Annotated in this window: 11 protein-coding genes; 2 read left to right on the forward strand and 9 right to left on the reverse strand. The window is 55.7% G+C overall.

Annotated elements, in window-relative coordinates:
* Positions 1-41: 41 nt before the first annotated feature.
* Positions 42-1,931: a CvpA family protein gene (locus tag RTU96_RS04985; RefSeq protein ID WP_312635296.1), complete on the reverse strand. Its 1,890-nt coding sequence runs from the start codon at positions 1,929-1,931 to the stop codon at positions 42-44.
* A gap of 285 nt (positions 1,932-2,216) precedes the next feature.
* On the opposite strand from RTU96_RS04985, the gene ppdK reads away from it, so the two are divergent.
* Positions 2,217-4,850 carry a pyruvate, phosphate dikinase gene (gene ppdK / locus RTU96_RS04990; RefSeq protein ID WP_312635297.1) on the forward strand — a complete coding sequence of 878 codons (2,634 nt, stop codon included), beginning with the start codon at positions 2,217-2,219 and terminating at the stop codon, positions 4,848-4,850.
* Positions 4,851-5,083: 233 nt separating this feature from the next.
* On the opposite strand, the gene RTU96_RS04995 is transcribed toward ppdK, so the two are convergent.
* From RTU96_RS04995 to argC, 7 genes are all read right to left on the reverse strand, one after another.
* On the reverse strand, positions 5,084-6,871 hold the full coding sequence (locus RTU96_RS04995) for a methyl-accepting chemotaxis protein (RefSeq protein WP_312635299.1): 1,788 nt from the start codon (positions 6,869-6,871) through the stop codon (positions 5,084-5,086).
* Positions 6,872-7,395: 524 nt separating this feature from the next.
* Positions 7,396-8,496, reverse strand: a complete 1,101-nt coding sequence (locus RTU96_RS05000) for an alanine racemase (RefSeq protein ID WP_312635300.1) — start codon at positions 8,494-8,496, stop codon at positions 7,396-7,398.
* A gap of 22 nt (positions 8,497-8,518) precedes the next feature.
* Entirely contained in the window at positions 8,519-9,934 is a 1,416-nt protein-coding gene (nhaC, locus tag RTU96_RS05005; RefSeq protein WP_294855463.1) for a Na+/H+ antiporter NhaC, read from the reverse strand.
* 286 nt (positions 9,935-10,220) lie between these two features.
* Positions 10,221-11,444, reverse strand: coding sequence for an aspartate aminotransferase family protein (locus RTU96_RS05010; RefSeq protein WP_312635301.1), 1,224 nt, complete (start codon positions 11,442-11,444; stop codon positions 10,221-10,223).
* A 40-nt stretch (positions 11,445-11,484) separates the two neighbouring features.
* Complete coding sequence (gene argB / locus RTU96_RS05015; protein ID WP_312635302.1) at positions 11,485-12,357, reverse strand: acetylglutamate kinase; 873 nt, start codon at positions 12,355-12,357, stop codon at positions 11,485-11,487.
* An 11-nt stretch (positions 12,358-12,368) separates the two neighbouring features.
* Positions 12,369-13,589, reverse strand: coding sequence for a bifunctional glutamate N-acetyltransferase/amino-acid acetyltransferase ArgJ (gene argJ, locus RTU96_RS05020; RefSeq protein WP_312635304.1), 1,221 nt, complete (start codon positions 13,587-13,589; stop codon positions 12,369-12,371).
* A 45-nt stretch (positions 13,590-13,634) separates the two neighbouring features.
* Positions 13,635-14,708 (reverse strand): N-acetyl-gamma-glutamyl-phosphate reductase, encoded by a 1,074-nt coding sequence (gene argC, locus RTU96_RS05025; RefSeq protein WP_312635305.1) that lies wholly within the window; start codon positions 14,706-14,708, stop codon positions 13,635-13,637.
* Positions 14,709-14,889: 181 nt separating this feature from the next.
* Here argC and RTU96_RS05030 point away from each other — a divergent pair, with 181 nt between their 5' ends.
* Positions 14,890-15,783, forward strand: a complete 894-nt coding sequence (locus RTU96_RS05030; protein ID WP_312635306.1) for a LysR family transcriptional regulator — start codon at positions 14,890-14,892, stop codon at positions 15,781-15,783.
* A gap of 142 nt (positions 15,784-15,925) precedes the next feature.
* On the opposite strand, the gene RTU96_RS05035 is transcribed toward RTU96_RS05030, so the two are convergent.
* Positions 15,926-16,597, reverse strand: coding sequence for a YoaK family protein (locus RTU96_RS05035; protein ID WP_312635308.1), 672 nt, complete (start codon positions 16,595-16,597; stop codon positions 15,926-15,928).
* Positions 16,598-16,830: the final 233 nt, after the last annotated feature.

Consider the following 16,830-nt stretch of genomic DNA (forward strand, 5'->3'; position numbering starts at 1 on the left):
TTTGCGACCGCGTTTGATCGTCCCGCGAAGGGTTAAAGAACTCACGCAACCTCAGCGGGGGACTGCACGTCGGCAGGCGCCTGCTCCGTCTGCGCTCCTTCGGGCTCCGAAACGTCCGTCTGGGCGGGAGGCAAAACTGACTCCGCCGTTTTGCCCTCTGCCGTCACGCTGCCCGCCGTGAGGATGCTGCCCTCGCTGCCGGCGGTATAGGTGACACGCACCCGGTCGCCCACGTTGAGAATCACCGCCAGAGGATTTTTTGCCGCGCTGACGGCGTAGAACGTATCCGCCCCCTCCAAACGCAGGAAGTAATAGCTGTTTCCGTCCATCACCGCCGAGCGGATTTCTGCCAAAACACCCGAAATTTCCTGCTGATCGGAGGGGACCACCTCCGCCTGATCGTTGTCAATCAGCTTGTTGTCCGCCAAAGCCGTGCGGTAGTTGATTTCGCACTCCGCAAGGGTGGACCCGGTGGCCACGATCTGATACTGCTGGACGTTGACCATGGCGTACATCTTCACCAGGCCGTCCGCGCCCTTCAGCGCCATAAAATAGGTGGGCTGCTCGGCGATGTTCAAAAGCAGGGGGAAGGTTGCGTTATAGTTCATCTGCTGGACCTTGCTCTGGGCGGAGCCGCGAGCGGAATACTCCGTGGCCCCCGCGATGGAGTAGAAATGCGTCTCCTTGGTCCGCTGGTTGCACAGCAAAAAGCCGATAATGGACTCGTCGGAGGTGACAGAGGTAACGCCGGTGTACATATACACGTCGTCTCCGATGGCAATATAATTATAGCCATCCGTGGTCTGGGTTACATTGCGCTGACCGAAGATGGAGTTAAAAAAGCCGCTGTGATAGCTTCCGTAATAGTCGTACTGCTGCATCACCAGCTCGCTGTTGTACACCCGGTCCACCCAAGTGGGAACATCCTCGTAATACGTGCTTTCGCCGGTGATGGCGTTGGTGAGCACCGCGCCATGGATATCCACGCCGCCAAACAGGCCGATGGTTTTCACAATGCGGGCGCTGACCCAATAGGGAACGCCCTCCTCGTCAATCTCAAACACCGGCGCGTCAAACATCATGGTGGGGAACTGAAACCGAAGGTGCCGGTTAAGATTGCGGCCAAAGTGCTCCGCCACGGTGTATTTCATACCCTCGGGAAGCCGGATTACATCCGCGTCCTGCGTCACCATGTCAATGATGATATAGGCCGGAAGGCCCTCCGCCCGGTTCGTAAACCATTTGATCAGATCGCCGTAAGCCAGAGAGGTGACGCGGACAGGGCGGCCCCGGTAGTTAATCTGGGTATAGGTGCTGAGAATCTCAAACTGGGAAACCATGTCCGCCAGCTCGCCCAGCTTCCGGTTGCCCAGCAGGGCGGCGGAGTCCGCATCCAGCATGGGAATCTGATCATAGGAGATCTCATCCACATCCTGGGCAAAGTCTCCGGTCTCAATCGGAAGCAGCTCACTGTAACTCTTGGCGCGAATGACCACCCAGCCCGCAAGCGAGCCCACCGCCGTCACAATAATCATTGCCAATGCCAGAGAAAAGGGAATTGTGCACTGCTTTTTTACAAAATGGAAGTAACCCTTCGCTCCGTCGCCCTGAAAGCCGGAGGTGAGCACCGCGCAGCCGCAGTATACCGCGCACAGCAGGAATAGAAACACATAAAACTCCTGGCTTTGGAAATTCAGCGCAGGCAGATTTACATAAAAGTAAACCAGCCCAACCGCCAGCGTCACCAGCAGATTGAGCAGCACGCGTGTAAAGCGGTTGCCAACGGACTTGCGGGGCTTGCGCTCCTTTTTGGGCCGCCGAGTAAATGGCGGGGGAGTGGCCCCGTTTCCGTCGCTTTGAGGTCCCCCAAAGCCCCCGGAGCCGTTGGGATCAAAGCCGTTTCCGGGCGTAAAATTGAAGTTAAAAGGCATATTTAGTTAGCCCTCCTCGTAATTTTTACCTATTTTACAGTTGCTTGTATTATATGTCAAATATGTGAATAAATCAACTCGCTCCGTTTTTAGGCCGGAATTTCATGTGCGTTGTAGAAATTGTACAAAATTTCTCTTGCAATTTTTGCTCTCCGTAGTTCGTATGATTGAATTGTGACTTGTCTTTTCCTTCATATCCCTATATAATGATTCTATTCAATTCTTGAGGCAATCGTTTACTGGCTTTCCCTGCCGCAGGGCAATTCTAAGACGGAGGAAAAACACATGGCAAAAAAATATGTCTACAAATTTTCCGAGGGAAATAAGGAAATGCGCGAGCTGCTGGGCGGCAAGGGCGCAAACCTGGCCGAGATGACTCTGGCCGGGATGCCCGTCCCTCAGGGCTTCACCATCACAACCGAGGCCTGCACCCAGTATTATACCGACGGTCGCCAGATCAGCGCCGGCATTCAGGCGGAGATTGAGGAGAATATGACCTGGCTGGAGGGGGAAAACGGCAAGAAGTTCGGCGACCCCAGCGACCCGCTGCTGGTTTCCGTCCGCTCCGGCGCACGGGCCTCCATGCCCGGCATGATGGACACCATCCTGAATCTGGGCCTGAACGACGTGGCCGTGGAGGGCTTTGCCAAGAAGACCGGCAATCCCCGCTTTGCCTATGACTCCTATCGCCGGTTCATTCAGATGTTCTCTGACGTGGTGATGGAGCTGAGCAAGAAGCGCTTCGAGGAAATCATCGACGAGATGAAGGCCAAAAAGGGCGTGGAAAACGATCTGGATCTGGACGCCGAGGATATGAAGGCGCTGACCGTCAAATTCAAGGAATTTTACAAGAAGGAAAAGGGCGAGGACTTCCCGCAGGACCCCAAGGTTCAGTTGATGGAGTCCGTGAAAGCCGTGTTCCGGTCCTGGGACAATCCCCGGGCCAACTTCTATCGTCGGATGAACGAGATTCCCTACGACTGGGGCACCGCCGTCAACGTGCAGTCCATGGTCTTCGGCAACACCGGAAATAACTCCGGCACCGGCGTGGCTTTCACCCGCAACCCCGCCACCGGCGAAAAGGCTCTGTTTGGCGAGTATCTCATCAACGCTCAGGGCGAGGACGTGGTGGCCGGCGTGCGGACTCCCTCTCCCATCAGCAAGCTGAAGGACGAGATGCCCGAGGTTTACGAGGAGTTTGCCCAGATTGCCAACAAGCTGGAGGCCCATTACCGCGATATGCAGGATATGGAGTTTACCATTCAGGACCGCAAGCTCTATATGCTTCAGACCCGCAACGGCAAGCGCACCGCCGCCGCCGCCCTGAAGGTGGCTGTGGATCTGGTGGACGAGGGCATGATTACCGAGAAGGAAGCCGTTTTGCGGGTGGACCCCAAGCAGCTGGACGCACTGCTGCACCCCCAGTTTGACCCTGAGGCCCTGAAAAAAGCCGCCGTCATCGGCAAGGGTCTGGCCGCATCTCCGGGCGCTGCCTGCGGCCGCGTGGTCTTCACCGCCGAGGACGCCAAGGAGTGGTCCGACCGGGGCGAAAAGGTGATTCTGGTCCGGCTGGAGACTTCTCCGGAGGATATCGAGGGCATGCAGGTTGCGCAGGGCATTCTCACCGTCCGGGGCGGCATGACCTCTCACGCCGCCGTGGTGGCCCGTGGCATGGGCACCTGCTGCGTGTCCGGCTGCGGCGAAATCGTGGTGAGCTATGAGAAGAAGCAGTTTGAGCTGGGCGGAAAAACCTATTCCGAGGGCACTTGGATTTCTCTGGATGGCTCCACCGGCAATATCTACGGCGAGGCCGTGGGCACCATCCCTGCCGACCCCAACTCCGGCTATTTCGGCCGTATGATGGGCTGGGCCGACGAGTATCGCCAGATGGGCGTTTACACCAACGCCGATACGCCCAGAGATGCCGCTCAGGGCCGCGGCTTTGGCGCGGAAGGCATCGGCCTTTGCCGCACGGAGCATATGTTCTTTGAGGGTGCGCGTATCAAAGCAATGCGGGAGATGATCGTGGCTGAGACGGAGGAGGAGCGCCGCAAGGCTCTCGACAAGCTCCTGCCCTATCAGCAGAGCGACTTTGAGGGTATTTATGAGGCCATGGAGGGATGCCCCGTTATCATCCGCTTCCTAGACCCCCCTCTGCACGAGTTCCTGCCCACCAAGGAGTCCGACATTCAGGAGATTGCCGGCGAGTTGAACATTACCGTGGAGAAGCTGAAAAACGTCATCGAGGGCCTTCACGAGTTTAACCCCATGATGGGCCATCGCGGCTGCCGTCTGGCCGTTTCCTATCCGGAGATTGCCGAGATGCAGACCACCGCTGTCATCAATGCCGCCATCGCCGTCACCAAAAAGGGCGTGTACAGCATCACCCCCAACATCATGATTCCCCTGATCGGCGAGGTGAAAGAGCTGAAGTACGTCCGCGAAATCGTGGTGGCCGTGGCCGATAGGCTCATTAAGGAGTCTGGCGTTGATATGAAGTATGAGGTGGGCACCATGATTGAGATTCCCCGTGCTGCCCTCACCGCCGACGAGGTTGCCAAGGAGGCCGATTTCTTCTCCTTCGGCACCAACGACCTGACTCAGATGACCTTTGGCTTCAGCCGTGACGACGCAGGCAAGTTCCTGAACGCCTATTACGAGAAGAAGATTTACGAGTCCGATCCCTTCGCCCATCTGGATCAGACCGGCGTGGGCAAGCTGGTGGAAATGGCCGTGAAGCTTGGCCGCCAGACCCGCTCCGATCTGCACCTTGGCATCTGCGGCGAGCACGGCGGCGACCCCACCTCCGTGGAGTTCTGCCACAAGGTGGGTCTGGACTATGTGTCCTGCTCTCCCTTCCGTGTGCCCATCGCCCGCCTTGCAGCGGCGCAGGCCGCCATTAAGAATCCGCGGAAATAAGGATTTCCCTGATTTGAAGGCATCATAAGCAGACAAAAGCGCCCCTTGATTTCTGTTGAAATCAAGGGGCGCTTTTTATAGTTTCGCAATGCCGGAAAGAGCTGCGCTTGAATGGAACCAACGCGGCGGTGCGCCGCAAAAGACGTGTCCATCGGCTCCGGTCAGTGCTGAGGAAAGCTATGAATATTCATGGGAATGCACCACTGCCGGTGGTGCATTCCCATGGACTGTGTTTAATATTTTTCTCGGCCTGCGGTAAGCGCCGCTCGGGATTCCTGAACAGCCTCGGCCAACTCCGCGCCTGTCTCCGGGTCTTTAGAGGAGGGCTGCACGGTGCTGTCATGATCCTCCAGCTTAAATTTTGCGATTTCATGCTGCAAAGCCTGTGCCTGCGCGGCCAGCTCCTCGCTGGAAGCGGAGCTTTCCTCGGCAGTTGCGGCATTCGTCTGAACGACCGTGGAAACCTGCGTCAGGCCCTCGCTGACCTGCTCGATGGAAGCAGCCTGCTCTGAGGAGGCTGCTTCGATTTCCTGCATTGCCTGCACGACCATACCGGCTTTTCCGGAAACGTCGGCCAGACGCGCAAGGGTATCCGCCGCCAGCTTTTCACCCTCGGCAACCGTGGAAACGGACTTTTCAATCAGCTCGGCGGTTTGCTGCGCGGCCTCGGCGGACTTGGCCGCGAGGTTTCTAACCTCATCGGCGACAACGGCAAAACCCTTGCCGGCGCTTCCGGCACGGGCAGCCTCGACAGCGGCGTTCAGGGAAAGAATATTTGTCTGGAACGCGATGTCTTCCACCAGCTTTGTAATCTTTGAAATTTGCTGAGAAGAGTCGCCGATCTCTTTCATGACGGTGTTAAGACGCTGCATATACTCGTTGCTGACTGCCGTGCTCTCACCGACCTGATTTACGTACTCAGAGGCCTTTTTCACGCTGAGCGCATTGCTTTCGGCCAACTGAGAGACGCTGGTGATGGAGGAGTTCAGCTCTTCCACGGTTGCAGCCTGCTCGGTTGTTCCCGCCGCCAGAGCCTGCGCCCCGCTGGAAACCTGTCCCGCGCCTGTGTCAACCTGATTTGAAGCCTCGTTAATGGCGGAGAGCACGTTGTTGAGCGCTGAAGCGGTTGCTGCAAGGCCATGCTTAATGGGCTTGAAATCACCTTCGTAGTCCAAGTCAACCCGTATTCTCATATCTCCGCCTGCGAGAAGCTCCAGCTTGGCCCCGATGTCCTGTATGTAGGACAGTATCTTTTCATTTGCGTTTCGGATGCTGTCAGCCATACGGCCAAGCTCGTCCTTGCTCTTATAAGTAACCTGAGCGCGCATATTGCCTTTTTCGATTTCTTTGTATACGCCTTCAATTTCCTTGATAGGCCTTGCAATCGAGCGGGTAATCATAATGGTGATGATAATACAGAAAAACAATGAAAAAAGTGCGGATCCCGCAAGAACAGCCAGCGAGATTGCTCTTGTCCGCGCGGCTTGCACGTTAAGCTCGCTCATGCGGGTGTTGATGGTTTCCGCAACCTCGTTCACAACATCCCCAACTTGCGAGGCATTGGGAATATACTCGTCAATCAATAGCTGTTTGCCCTGTTTCAGCGAATCGACAGTGCCGCGCTTTGCATAAGAAAGCAGAACCTGCTGATAGGTCTCGTTTTTTTCCATAATTTCATCAAGACTCTTCAGGGTTTCCTCACTTGCACCGGAAGCCACCCTAAAATCCACCAGCACTTCGTCAAGCCCGGCCTGCTCGGATGTAATTTTATCTATATATTTCTGCTGCTGCGATGCGTCGTCAGTCAGAAACACCAGAGCCATGTACCGTTGCAGGGAGATGCTATACCTGCGTAAAGTCCAGACATTTACGGTGTTTGGAAGAGCGTCGTCCTGATATCGGGTAATCTGCGAATACAGTGTATTCAGACTAAATAAGGACATAACGGTTGAAATAATCAGCAGAGCAAAAACGGTCCCGAACCCAATGGTTAGCTTTCTGGAAATTTTTAAATTTCTCATAATATATCCTCCCATACCCAATGTTGCTATATTTTTTGTGCCTGCAGTGTCAATTTCTCTTTGTGTTTTGCGCCAAAACGGTCTTTTGCCAGCGTGTCTCCGAGAAAGCAAAAGCGCGCATTTCAACAAACTAAGAACAGTAGGAATGTGCGTAATTTGTCTTTATTAAAAAAGCCAGAATATCTGGCAATGCATTCAGAGATAGAGCCGCAGGCTATTATATTGCCTAAATTTAAAATGTTACAAAAACATTTTGAGATTCAAAAAAGAGAACAAAATGTATCATATTCCTTTGGAGACTAATTGTCAATACACCTGTATCAGTGGGTTTCACCAAAAGAAGATCAAATTCAATGCTAAATATTGCGGTTTTAGCAAATAACGCATTAAATGAATAGCGTAAAAAATTATTGACCTGTATAAATTGCAATTTTATCTCGGCAGACAGCCTGATTCTGCAAAAAATGAGCAGGACCTCCGCTTGCGGAGGCCCTGCCGGCATGTTCGAGAGATGGCTGCGGAGCTTAACGCGGTTCTCCGCCCCGATAGGTAATTTCCACGCTGCTCGTGTTGGTCAGATACACCAAAGAGGGGTAGGCCACGTCAAATTCCAGCACGTCGCCTACCTGAATTTGATCTTTTACAGCCTCCACATCCAAAATGGTGTGGTCGGAGGAAGCCCCCAGAATCTCCACGCCGGGAAGTCGGGGCCTGATGTCGGCAAAATCGCCGTAATCCACTCGGCCAAGAGCCACCAGTGCCCGCCGCCGAATGCCCCGGTCTTCGTAGCTTGCAATTTTTCCGAAGGCGTCCACTGTCAACTCTCCCACAGGGAAGCTGGGCTTGTCCCGGCATTCTACAACCTCCGCTTTGAGGGTAAATACGTCCTTGTGGGTAAAGTCCGGGCTGCATCCGTAAATTTGCCCGGTAAGGACAATTTCGCCCAGACGGAGCAGGTTCATGCGGCAGGGCATGGTCCCGTTCAGAACCATGTACATGGAGGTGGACGCACCGCCGCTGATATACTCCAGAGGACGGCCAATGGCTTTTTCCACGTCTGCCGCCAGAGAAACCAGCCCCTGCATGTTTCTTGTGTTGGGCTTCACAGAGCCATAACAGCTCAGGTTGACGCCAACGCCGATCAGACGGAGGTTTTGGAGGCTGCTTTCGATTTCCAAAGCCGCGTCCACCACTTCCTCCGCGTCCCAAAAGCCCTCCCGCAAATCGCCAAGGTCAATCATCAAAAGAACCTGATGAATTTTACCCTGCCGTTTTGCAGCGGCGTTCATGGCGCGGATGACGGTGAGATCGCTTTGCAGGCTGGCATCGCTCAATGCCACCGCGTCCTCCGCCTCGGAGAGCATAGGAACGCGAATCAGCATTAGCTGCGCCTCGATCCCGGCGGCGCGCAGGTCGCGAAGCTGGTCGATGCGGGAGGTGGCCACGAATCGCACGCCGCTGCGGGCGAACACCCGCGCCACCTCCGGAAGCGCCGTTGCGCCCTTAACAACGCCGGCAACCTCCACACAGGAATCCTGGCAGCGCTCATTGAGCGCTGCCAGATTCTCCTGCAATTTATCCAAATCAATCTCCAATTGGGGATAACGAGTTTGGTTTGCAGACATACATTTGCTTCCTGTCTTTTAATTATTTGGCTACCGGCGCCGCACCCTTCTTCTTACTTGCCAGGCGCACGCCGTCCGCATCGGCCACGGTCAGGCCCATAAAGGCCATCACGATCACGACGATGGGCATCAGCCAGTTAAACACGGCGTAAGGTGCATACTGGGCGGTGGTAATGCCCAGGGTGCTGAAAATAAACACGCCGCAGGTGTTCCAGGGGATCAGGGCGGAGGTAACGGTGCCTGCGCCCTCCAAGGCGTTGGACAGAGTCTTGGGGTGCAGGCCCATCTTGCGGTATTCCTCGGCGTACATCCGGCCGGGAACCACGATGGAGATGTACTGCTCGGGCATGGTGGCGTTGGAAATCACGCAGGTGGCTTCGGTAAGAGTGACCAGCGTGGCGGGGGTCTTGGCAAGCACCTTCAGCTTGTTCACGATGACCTCGAGCTGATGCGTATACTCCATAATTCCACCGAACATCATAGCGATGATGGTCATGGAGACGGAGAACATCATGTTCATAAGGCCGCCGCTGGAAAGCAGGCTGTCAATAGACTCCACGCCGGTGTTGCATTCATAGCCGCCCATGCCGCAGGAGAAAAGGGTGCCCAACGTGCAGTCCGGCTGGAAGATCAGGCCGCACAGAGCGCCGGAGAGAATGCCAAGAGTGATGCCGGGAATAGCCGGAATCTTGCAGGCCACCGCCACAATCACGATAACGGGAGGCAGCAGCAGAATCGGATTGACGTTAAACAGGCCGCTCAGCGCGTCGGAGAGGACCTGCACCTGACTCAGGTCGGCCTCGCCGCCGTGATACTGGGTGAAGCCCAAAACGCCGTATACCACCAGACACACAGCGTAGACCACGGCGGTGGGAAGAATCATAAATCTGACGTGGGTCATCACGTCGGTTCCGGCCATAGCGGGGGCCAGATTCGTGGTGTCGGACAGGGGGGACATCTTGTCGCCAAAGTATGCGCCGGAGATGACCGCGCCGGCAGTCATGCCGGGGTTCATGCCAAGGCCCATGCCAATGCCCATCAAAGCTACGCCCATGGTGCCCATGGTGCCCCAGGAGGTGCCGGTGGCCAGAGAGGTGACAGAGCAGATCAGCAGCGCTGCGATAAAGAAGATGCTGGGCTTGAGAACCTTCAGGCCGTAGTAGATCATAGAGGGAACGACGCCCGAGTCAATCCACACGCCGATCAGAATGCCGATAATTGTGAGAATAATGATAGACTGCAGTGCTTTGTAAATGCCGTCCATCATGGACTTTTCAATGTCCTCCCACTTGTAGCCGAGATACAGTGCCATCAGTGCGGCGCCGATCACGCCGATAAACATGGGAACGTGGGGATCCACTCCGTAGACAACGATGCCAATTGCCAGCATGGCCACGAGGAACAGCATGGTCAGCAGGGCCTCCCACAGTCTCGGCATTCTGGGCTCTTTTACCTTGTTTTCTCCACTCATCGTTTTACCAACCTTTCTTCACTTTTCATGTCGATTTTTGTTGATCGCCAATGTATTCGTTCAGAGGTATGCTTTTACGGTAATTTGGTGAGTTCTTCTCTTCGATGAAATAACCGACATTTCGCAGTTATGCCGCCCTTTTCTCTCCGAAAACCACTCATGCAGGGGTTCGGGCGCCAGCGGGCCGGGGCCGCCATCTTCCCCGGGCCGCCCAAAAGCGGCCTGCGGAGAAGAGGAGCAGCCGGGAAGGACTTTACCAGCCCAGTTTGGTCATGGCGTCGTCCACGGCCTTGATTACAATGTCAATCTCTGCCTCGGTGACAATCAGGGGAGGCACAAAACGAAGCACGTTCCCGTTGGTGTTGTTGATCAAAACGTTGCTGTCCTTGAAGCACAGGTCCACCACGGGCTGGCCGGAAGGCTGATTCAGCTCAATGCCGTCAATCAGGCCGAGGCCCCGGATTTCCTTCACGGCGGAGGGATGCTTTGCGGCAATCACTTCCCGCATCTGCTGGCGGAAGTATTCGCCCACCTTGGCGCAATGGTCGATGACGCCCTCGTTGAGCATCACGTCCAGCGTGGTGGCGGCCAGCGCGCAGGCCAAGGGGCCTCCGGCAAAGGTGGAGCCGTGGGTGCCGGGGGTGAGGGTCTGGGTGGCTTCGCCACGGGCGCAGACCGCGCCAATGGGAACGCCGGAGCCCAGCGCCTTTGCCATGGAGCAGGTATCGGGCTCCACGCCGTAGTTCTGATGGGCAAACAGCTTGCCGGTGCGGCCGGAGCCAACCTGTACCTCATCGAACATCAGCAAAATGCCCTTCTCGTCGCACAGGTCCCGCAGGCCCTGCAAAAACTCCTGAGAAGCGGGACGAACGCCGCCCTCGCCCTGCACGGGCTCGGTGAGGATGCCGCAGACATACTCGTCCATCAAATCCTTTACGGAGTTCAGATTGTTAAACTCGGCATAGCGGAAGCCGGTGGGCAGGGGCTCGAAGAAGCGATGGACGGCATACTGGCCGGTGGCGGTAGCGGTAGCCAGCGTGCGGCCATGGAAAGAGTTTTTCATGGTGATGACCACAAAGCGCTCGGGGTGGCCGTGGTCCTTGGCAAACTTGCGGGCAAGCTTGATCTGGCCCTCGTTGGCTTCCGCGCCGGAGTTGGCAAACAGAACCTTGTCAAAGCAACTGTTTTCAACAATCAGCTTGGCGGTCTGCACGGCGGGCTCGTTGTAAAAATAGTTTGAGCAGTGCAGAATCGTTTCCGCCCGCTCCCGCAGGCACTTTGCAATGGCGGGATGGCAGTGTCCCAGACCATTGACGGCAATGCCGCCCACAAAGTCCAGATACTTGTTGCCGTCCTTGTCAAAGACATAAGCGCCTTCGCCCCGCTCCATGGAGATGGGCATGCGGACATGGTTGCCGTACAGATACTTGTCACCGGCCTCGATGACCTCCGCGTTGGTTTTGTAGAGCTCAATCATGGTGGTTGCCTCCTTGTAGTTATCTGAAATATTATTTTGGTTATTGAATGCCCACGCTGGGCCGCTCCGTCCCCACGGTGGTGCCGATGCCCTCGTCGGTAAAAGCCTCGTACAGGATACTATGGGGTTTGCGCCCGTCAATGATGTGCACGCTGCCAACACCCTCTTCGATGGCCTGCACACAGCAGTCCACCTTGGGAATCATGCCGCCCGCGATGGTCCCCCGGTCCTTGAGCATCTGAACATCCCCGGTGTTGAGATAGCTGATGACGTCCCGCAGCTTGATATCGTTGCAAAGGCCCTCAATGTCCGTCAGCAGCACCAGCTTTTCTGCACCCAGCGCGCTGGCGAGCTTGCCCGCGGCGGTGTCGCCGTTGATGTTGTAGGTGTGGCCCTGCCCGTCGGTCCCCACGGGCGCGACCACGGGGATAAAGCCTGCGTCCAGCATGGCGAGAATGGATGTGGGGTCCACGTAATCAATGTCGCCCACATAGCCCAGCTCTTCGCTGCGCTTGTGGCAGTGATAAATGTCCCCGCTGACGCCGGACAGGCCCACGGCCTTGCCGCCAAGCTTGTTGATAAAGCCCACCAGCTCGGTGTTTACCTGCCCAACCAGCACCATTTCCACCACCCGCATAATGTCCTCGGAGGTGTAGCGCAGGCCGCCGATAAACTCCACGGGGATGTTCAGCGTCTCCAGCATTTTGTTGATGCCGGGGCCGCCGCCGTGGCTCAGCACGGGCCTCAGACCCAAGAGCTTGAGCATCACCACGTCGTGCAGCACGGCGTCCTTCAGCTCTTCGTTGATCATGGCGTTGCCGCCGTATTTGATGACGACGATTTTACCGGCATATTTTTGCAGGTAGGGCATCGCCTCCATCAAGGTTTCCACCTTGTTTGCGATGTTGGTCATATGTACCCTCCTTAAGAGCGATAGTCGCCGTTGATCTTCACATAGTCATAGGTCAAATCGCAGCCCCAGGCCTTGGCCTGCCCGTCGCCCTGATAGAAACGGACGATGATGGTGATATCATGCTCGGTGAGGATTTCCTTGGCCTTTTCCTCGCTGAAATCGGTGCCAAAGCCGTCCTTCATTACCTGCACCTCGCCGGCGGCGCTCTTAATGATGCAGTCTGCCCGGGTGGGATCCACATCCGCGCCGGAATAGCCCGCGGCGGCCATAATGCGGCCCCAGTTGGCGTCCCGTCCGAAGACAGCGGCCTTGAACAGCATGGAGCCCGCGATGGACTTGGCCACCAGCCGCGCGTCGTGCTCGGTGGGCAGGCCATAAGACTCCACCTCGATGAGGTGGGTGGCGCCCTCTCCGTCGGAGGCAATGCGCCGGGCGATGTCGATGCAGATGTACTCAATCAGGCCTGCCAGAGCTGCCTTGTCCTCTTCCGTTTTGATTTCCACACCAGAGGCTCCGTTGGCCAGCAGGAAGATGGAGTCGTTGGTGGAGGTGTCGCCGTCCACCGTGCACATATTGAAGCTCTTGTCCACTGCGGCGGAGAGCATCTTCTGCAAATCCGCAGAGTCGGCCTTGGCGTCGGTGGTGACATAGGCCAGCATGGTGGCCATATTGGGATGGATCATGCCGGAGCCTTTTGCCATGGCGCCGATGCGGATGGTTCCGCCGGAAAGGGTCAGCTCATAGGCGGATTCCTTGCGCATGGTGTCGGTCGTCATGATGGCCCAGGCGGCCTCTGTCCCCTTGTCAGCAGACATGTTAGGCACCACACGACGCACGCCGTCCAGCACCTTATCCACAGGAAGGCGCTGCCCGATGACGCCAGTGGAGCAGACAAACACCTCGTCCTCACCAAGGCCCAGAAGCTTTTCCGTCTCCGTCTCCACCAGCTTTGCATCCCGGATGCCCTGCTCGCCGGTGGCGGCGTTGGCATTGCCGCTGTTGATGACGATGGCGCGGGCCTTGCCCTTTTTAAGAATCTCCCGGCCCAGAATCACCGGGGCGGCGCAGAACTTGTTGGTGGTGAAGCAGGCGGCGCAGGCGCAGGGCTGCTCGGAATACAAAACGGCCACGTCGGGCTTTTCTTTTTTGCGGCTTTTAATCCCCGCGTAAACAGCTCCGGCTGTAAAGCCCTTGGGAGCGGTAACTCCACCCTGAATCACTTGATATGCCATATGCATGACTCCTCTCTGAATATGAATGGGAAGGAAACCTAAAAGTTATGGATACATGGGTGGGACCAGAAGGCCGGTGGTTTCCGGCAGGCCCATAATGAGGTTCATGTTCTGAATGGCCTGGCCTGCCGCGCCCTTACCGATGTTGTCGATTACGGAACTGACGATCAGACGATGGGTCCGCGCGTCATACACGGGGGTCATGGCGCACAGGTTCGTGCCGTAGACCCACTTGGTCTGCACGGGTTGGCTGGCGGGGAAGACCATGACGAAAGGCTCGTCCTTGTAAAATTCGGAATACATCTGATAGAGCTCGTCGTTGGAATAGTCCTGATCCAGCGTGGCATAAATGGTGACCTCAATGCCGCGGACCTGAGGCAGGAGGTGGGGCTGGAAGTTAATGTACTGCCAGGTTTCCGGCTTCATGGTGTCCCGGCCGGTGATGTAGGCGATGTTCTGCTCAATCTCAGGGGTGTGGCGGTGAGACGCGCTCAAGCTGTATGCACAGAAGTTATTCTCCGCCTCGGTGAGCAGCTTGTTCAGCCCCGGGCGGCGACCCGCGCCGGTATAGCCGCTCTTGGCGTCGATTACAATGGTGTTTTCCACGATGTGGCCCGCCTTCAGCATGGGCTGAAGCCCCAGCGTGGAGGCAGTGGGATAGCAGCCGGGGTTCGCAATCAAGTTTTTGCCCCGGGCCAGATCGCGCATCACTTCGGGAATGCAGTAAACAGCCTCCCGGGTCATTTCGGGGTCGGGATGCTCGGCGCTGTACCACTTGTTCCAAACCTCAGCGTCCCGGAAGCGGATATCCGCGCCGATGTCGATGAGCTTCTTTCCCTCGCCCAGAACGATTCTGGCGAACTGAACCACCTCGCCGGAGGGGACGACAATGAACACAACGTCGCTCGCCCGGGCAGTAAGACGTACATTTTCCTCCGTCAGCTCCATGATGTCCCTGTCGTAAAAGCCGCGCAGAGCGGGATGAGACTCCTGAATTTTGCTGCCCACCCCAAAGGTATCCAGCACGTTGACAAGCTCCGCCTCGGGATGATTGACCATCATCCTAAGCAGCTCCCCACAGACATATCCCGTGGCGCCGATGAACGAATAGCGAACCATGACACTTCCTCCTTTTTTATCTTGCCAAAGCCGAAAAACGGCTTTTATTTGGGAATTGACACAGCTAACTGTTGAAATCCCCTAGCATCTATTGTATAGTTTAATGAAGAAATAAGAAAGCGAATTATTTTTTTACATAACATTCTAATTTGGAATGTAAAAGGGAGCTGAAAATTTTTCCATGAGCATTCGGAAATACATTGCCTATCTGCGAACCATTGAAACCGGCAGCATCACGCAGGCGGCAAACGATTTGGGCTATACCCAGTCCGCCGTGAGCAAAATGATTGCGGATTTAGAGGATTTGTGGCAGGTGACGCTGCTAACCCGCAATCGCTCCGGCATTGAGATTACCTCGGAGGGGCGGAATCTTTTGCCGAAGCTTCAGGAAATCGTCAGAAATTACAGGGATTTGAATTTTGCGGTTTCTGAGCTCCATGGGGTTCACTCCGGGCTTTTGCGGGTGGGCTGCTTTACAAGTCTGTCCACCAGCGTGCTGCCATCGGTTCTGCGCCTGTTTCATGAGAAATATCCCAATATTCAGATACAGCTTTTCACGGGAGAATACTGCAATATTACCGACTGGCTGCGCCGTGGCATGATCGACTGCGGCTTTCTGGCCATGCCCGCCGCCGGTGAATTTGAAACCACCTATCTCTTTCAGGATTCGCTGGTAGCAATTTTACCGCCGGAGCATCCCATGGTCAACGAGCCTTGCTTTCCCGTCAGCCGCCTGCCGGAGGAAAGCTTTGTAAACCTCAAGGAGGTGCAGGACTATGAGATTACTCAATTTTTGGATCACCTTAAAACCCGCCCCAAAACCATCTATGAGGTGACCAGCGATTTTGCTCTGCTGTCTATGGTGGAGTGCGGTCTGGGTATGAGCATCGTGCATGATTTGATTCTGCGGCCCAACCGTTACAATATTGTCCGTCTGCCCATGGATATCACTCAGTTTCGAGAGGTGGGCATCGCCCTCAAGCGCGATATCACGCCCTCGGCGGTCACATCGCTGTTTTTGGAGCATGTAGTGTTCTGCATGAAAAAATCGGCCTTTCTCGAGGGAATGAATTAAAGAGAAAAAGTGGCGGAATGCGGGAAGACTCGCTTCCCGCCATTTTTTAAGAAATTCTTTCTCCCGAAGGCGCAGAGATTCGCCCACACTGCCGTATTTGGCAAGCCCGATTTCTCCCGCACAGGGCGGACAAGGCTTGGGCCTACTCTTTTTCCCGCAGAATCATTGCCACAAAAGCCGCTGCCTGAAAACCCACGGCTCCGAGCACCGTTTGCTGGGGGAACAGGGCCGACAGCGCGGTGCCTATAGCCGCTCCGACGATAAAAAAGCTGATGACGGCATAGTAATACGCCCCTTTTTTCAGCAGCACCTTGTCACGACGCAGCGCGCCCGCATACAGCGCCTCTGTCCCGCTGCGCAGGTTGCCGGTGCACATGGTGGTGGCAAAGGCGTGGCCCTGCACCTTGCGGAACGCCTCCACCTGCATGGCGCATACAAACGCAACCAGCGCGTTTACCGCCCCGTCGGCATCTCCCAGTGGAATAAAGGAAACCAGAATCAGCACCGCCATCTCCGCTCCCAGCGTAAAATGCCGCCAGTGGAAGCGACCAGCTTTGTAAAGGCGACGGCTTTTTATCATCTCCGCGGCCAGCACGCCCAGAGCGAAGGCAAAGATCGGAACCAGATACGACAGCGCCGCACTCCACTCCCGCCGAGCCAGACGAATACCAAGCAAAACGATGTTTCCCGTTTCGGCATTGGCGAAGACACCGCCCCGACAGAGATAGGTATATGCGTCCAGCACGCCGCCGGACACTGCCAGCAGCGCCGCCACGAGGAAGCTCTCTGAGGGCTGACGCCTTTCTTTTTTCAAATAAAAATCTCCCCTCAAGTCCAAATCGATGACTCGCCAAAACACCAGATATATTTAATCCTGCAGTGTTTGACTGTTCTTTGCGAGTTTACTTTTATTTACAATTTATATTATCCGCCATTTCGCAGCTTCCGTCAATATCCCATATGGAAACATTCAAATAGATATGCATAATTTTTTTGTGAAAAACTGCAATAAAATTTAAACAATCCTAAAAAATCCTTGTATTACAA

The sequence above is a fragment of the Oscillibacter sp. genome, assembly GCF_032018205.1.
Lineage (GTDB): Bacteria > Bacillota > Clostridia > Oscillospirales > Oscillospiraceae > Oscillibacter.

What these genes read in the sequence shown, in the direction of transcription:
- RTU96_RS05000 (WP_312635300.1), bottom strand. Translation starts at nt 8,496, where the DNA reads ATGTCTGCAAACCAAACTCGTTATCCCCAATTGGAGATTGATTTGGAT.
- argC (WP_312635305.1), bottom strand. Translation starts at nt 14,708, where the DNA reads ATGGTTCGCTATTCGTTCATCGGCGCCACGGGATATGTCTGTGGGGAG.
- RTU96_RS04985 (WP_312635296.1), bottom strand. Translation starts at nt 1,931, where the DNA reads ATGCCTTTTAACTTCAATTTTACGCCCGGAAACGGCTTTGATCCCAAC.
- ppdK (WP_312635297.1), top strand. Translation starts at nt 2,217, where the DNA reads ATGGCAAAAAAATATGTCTACAAATTTTCCGAGGGAAATAAGGAAATG.
- argB (WP_312635302.1), bottom strand. Translation starts at nt 12,357, where the DNA reads ATGACCAACATCGCAAACAAGGTGGAAACCTTGATGGAGGCGATGCCC.
- argJ (WP_312635304.1), bottom strand. Translation starts at nt 13,589, where the DNA reads ATGGCATATCAAGTGATTCAGGGTGGAGTTACCGCTCCCAAGGGCTTT.
- RTU96_RS05030 (WP_312635306.1), top strand. Translation starts at nt 14,890, where the DNA reads ATGAGCATTCGGAAATACATTGCCTATCTGCGAACCATTGAAACCGGC.
- RTU96_RS05010 (WP_312635301.1), bottom strand. Translation starts at nt 11,444, where the DNA reads ATGATTGAGCTCTACAAAACCAACGCGGAGGTCATCGAGGCCGGTGAC.
- nhaC (WP_294855463.1), bottom strand. Translation starts at nt 9,934, where the DNA reads ATGCCGAGACTGTGGGAGGCCCTGCTGACCATGCTGTTCCTCGTGGCC.
- RTU96_RS04995 (WP_312635299.1), bottom strand. Translation starts at nt 6,871, where the DNA reads ATGAGAAATTTAAAAATTTCCAGAAAGCTAACCATTGGGTTCGGGACC.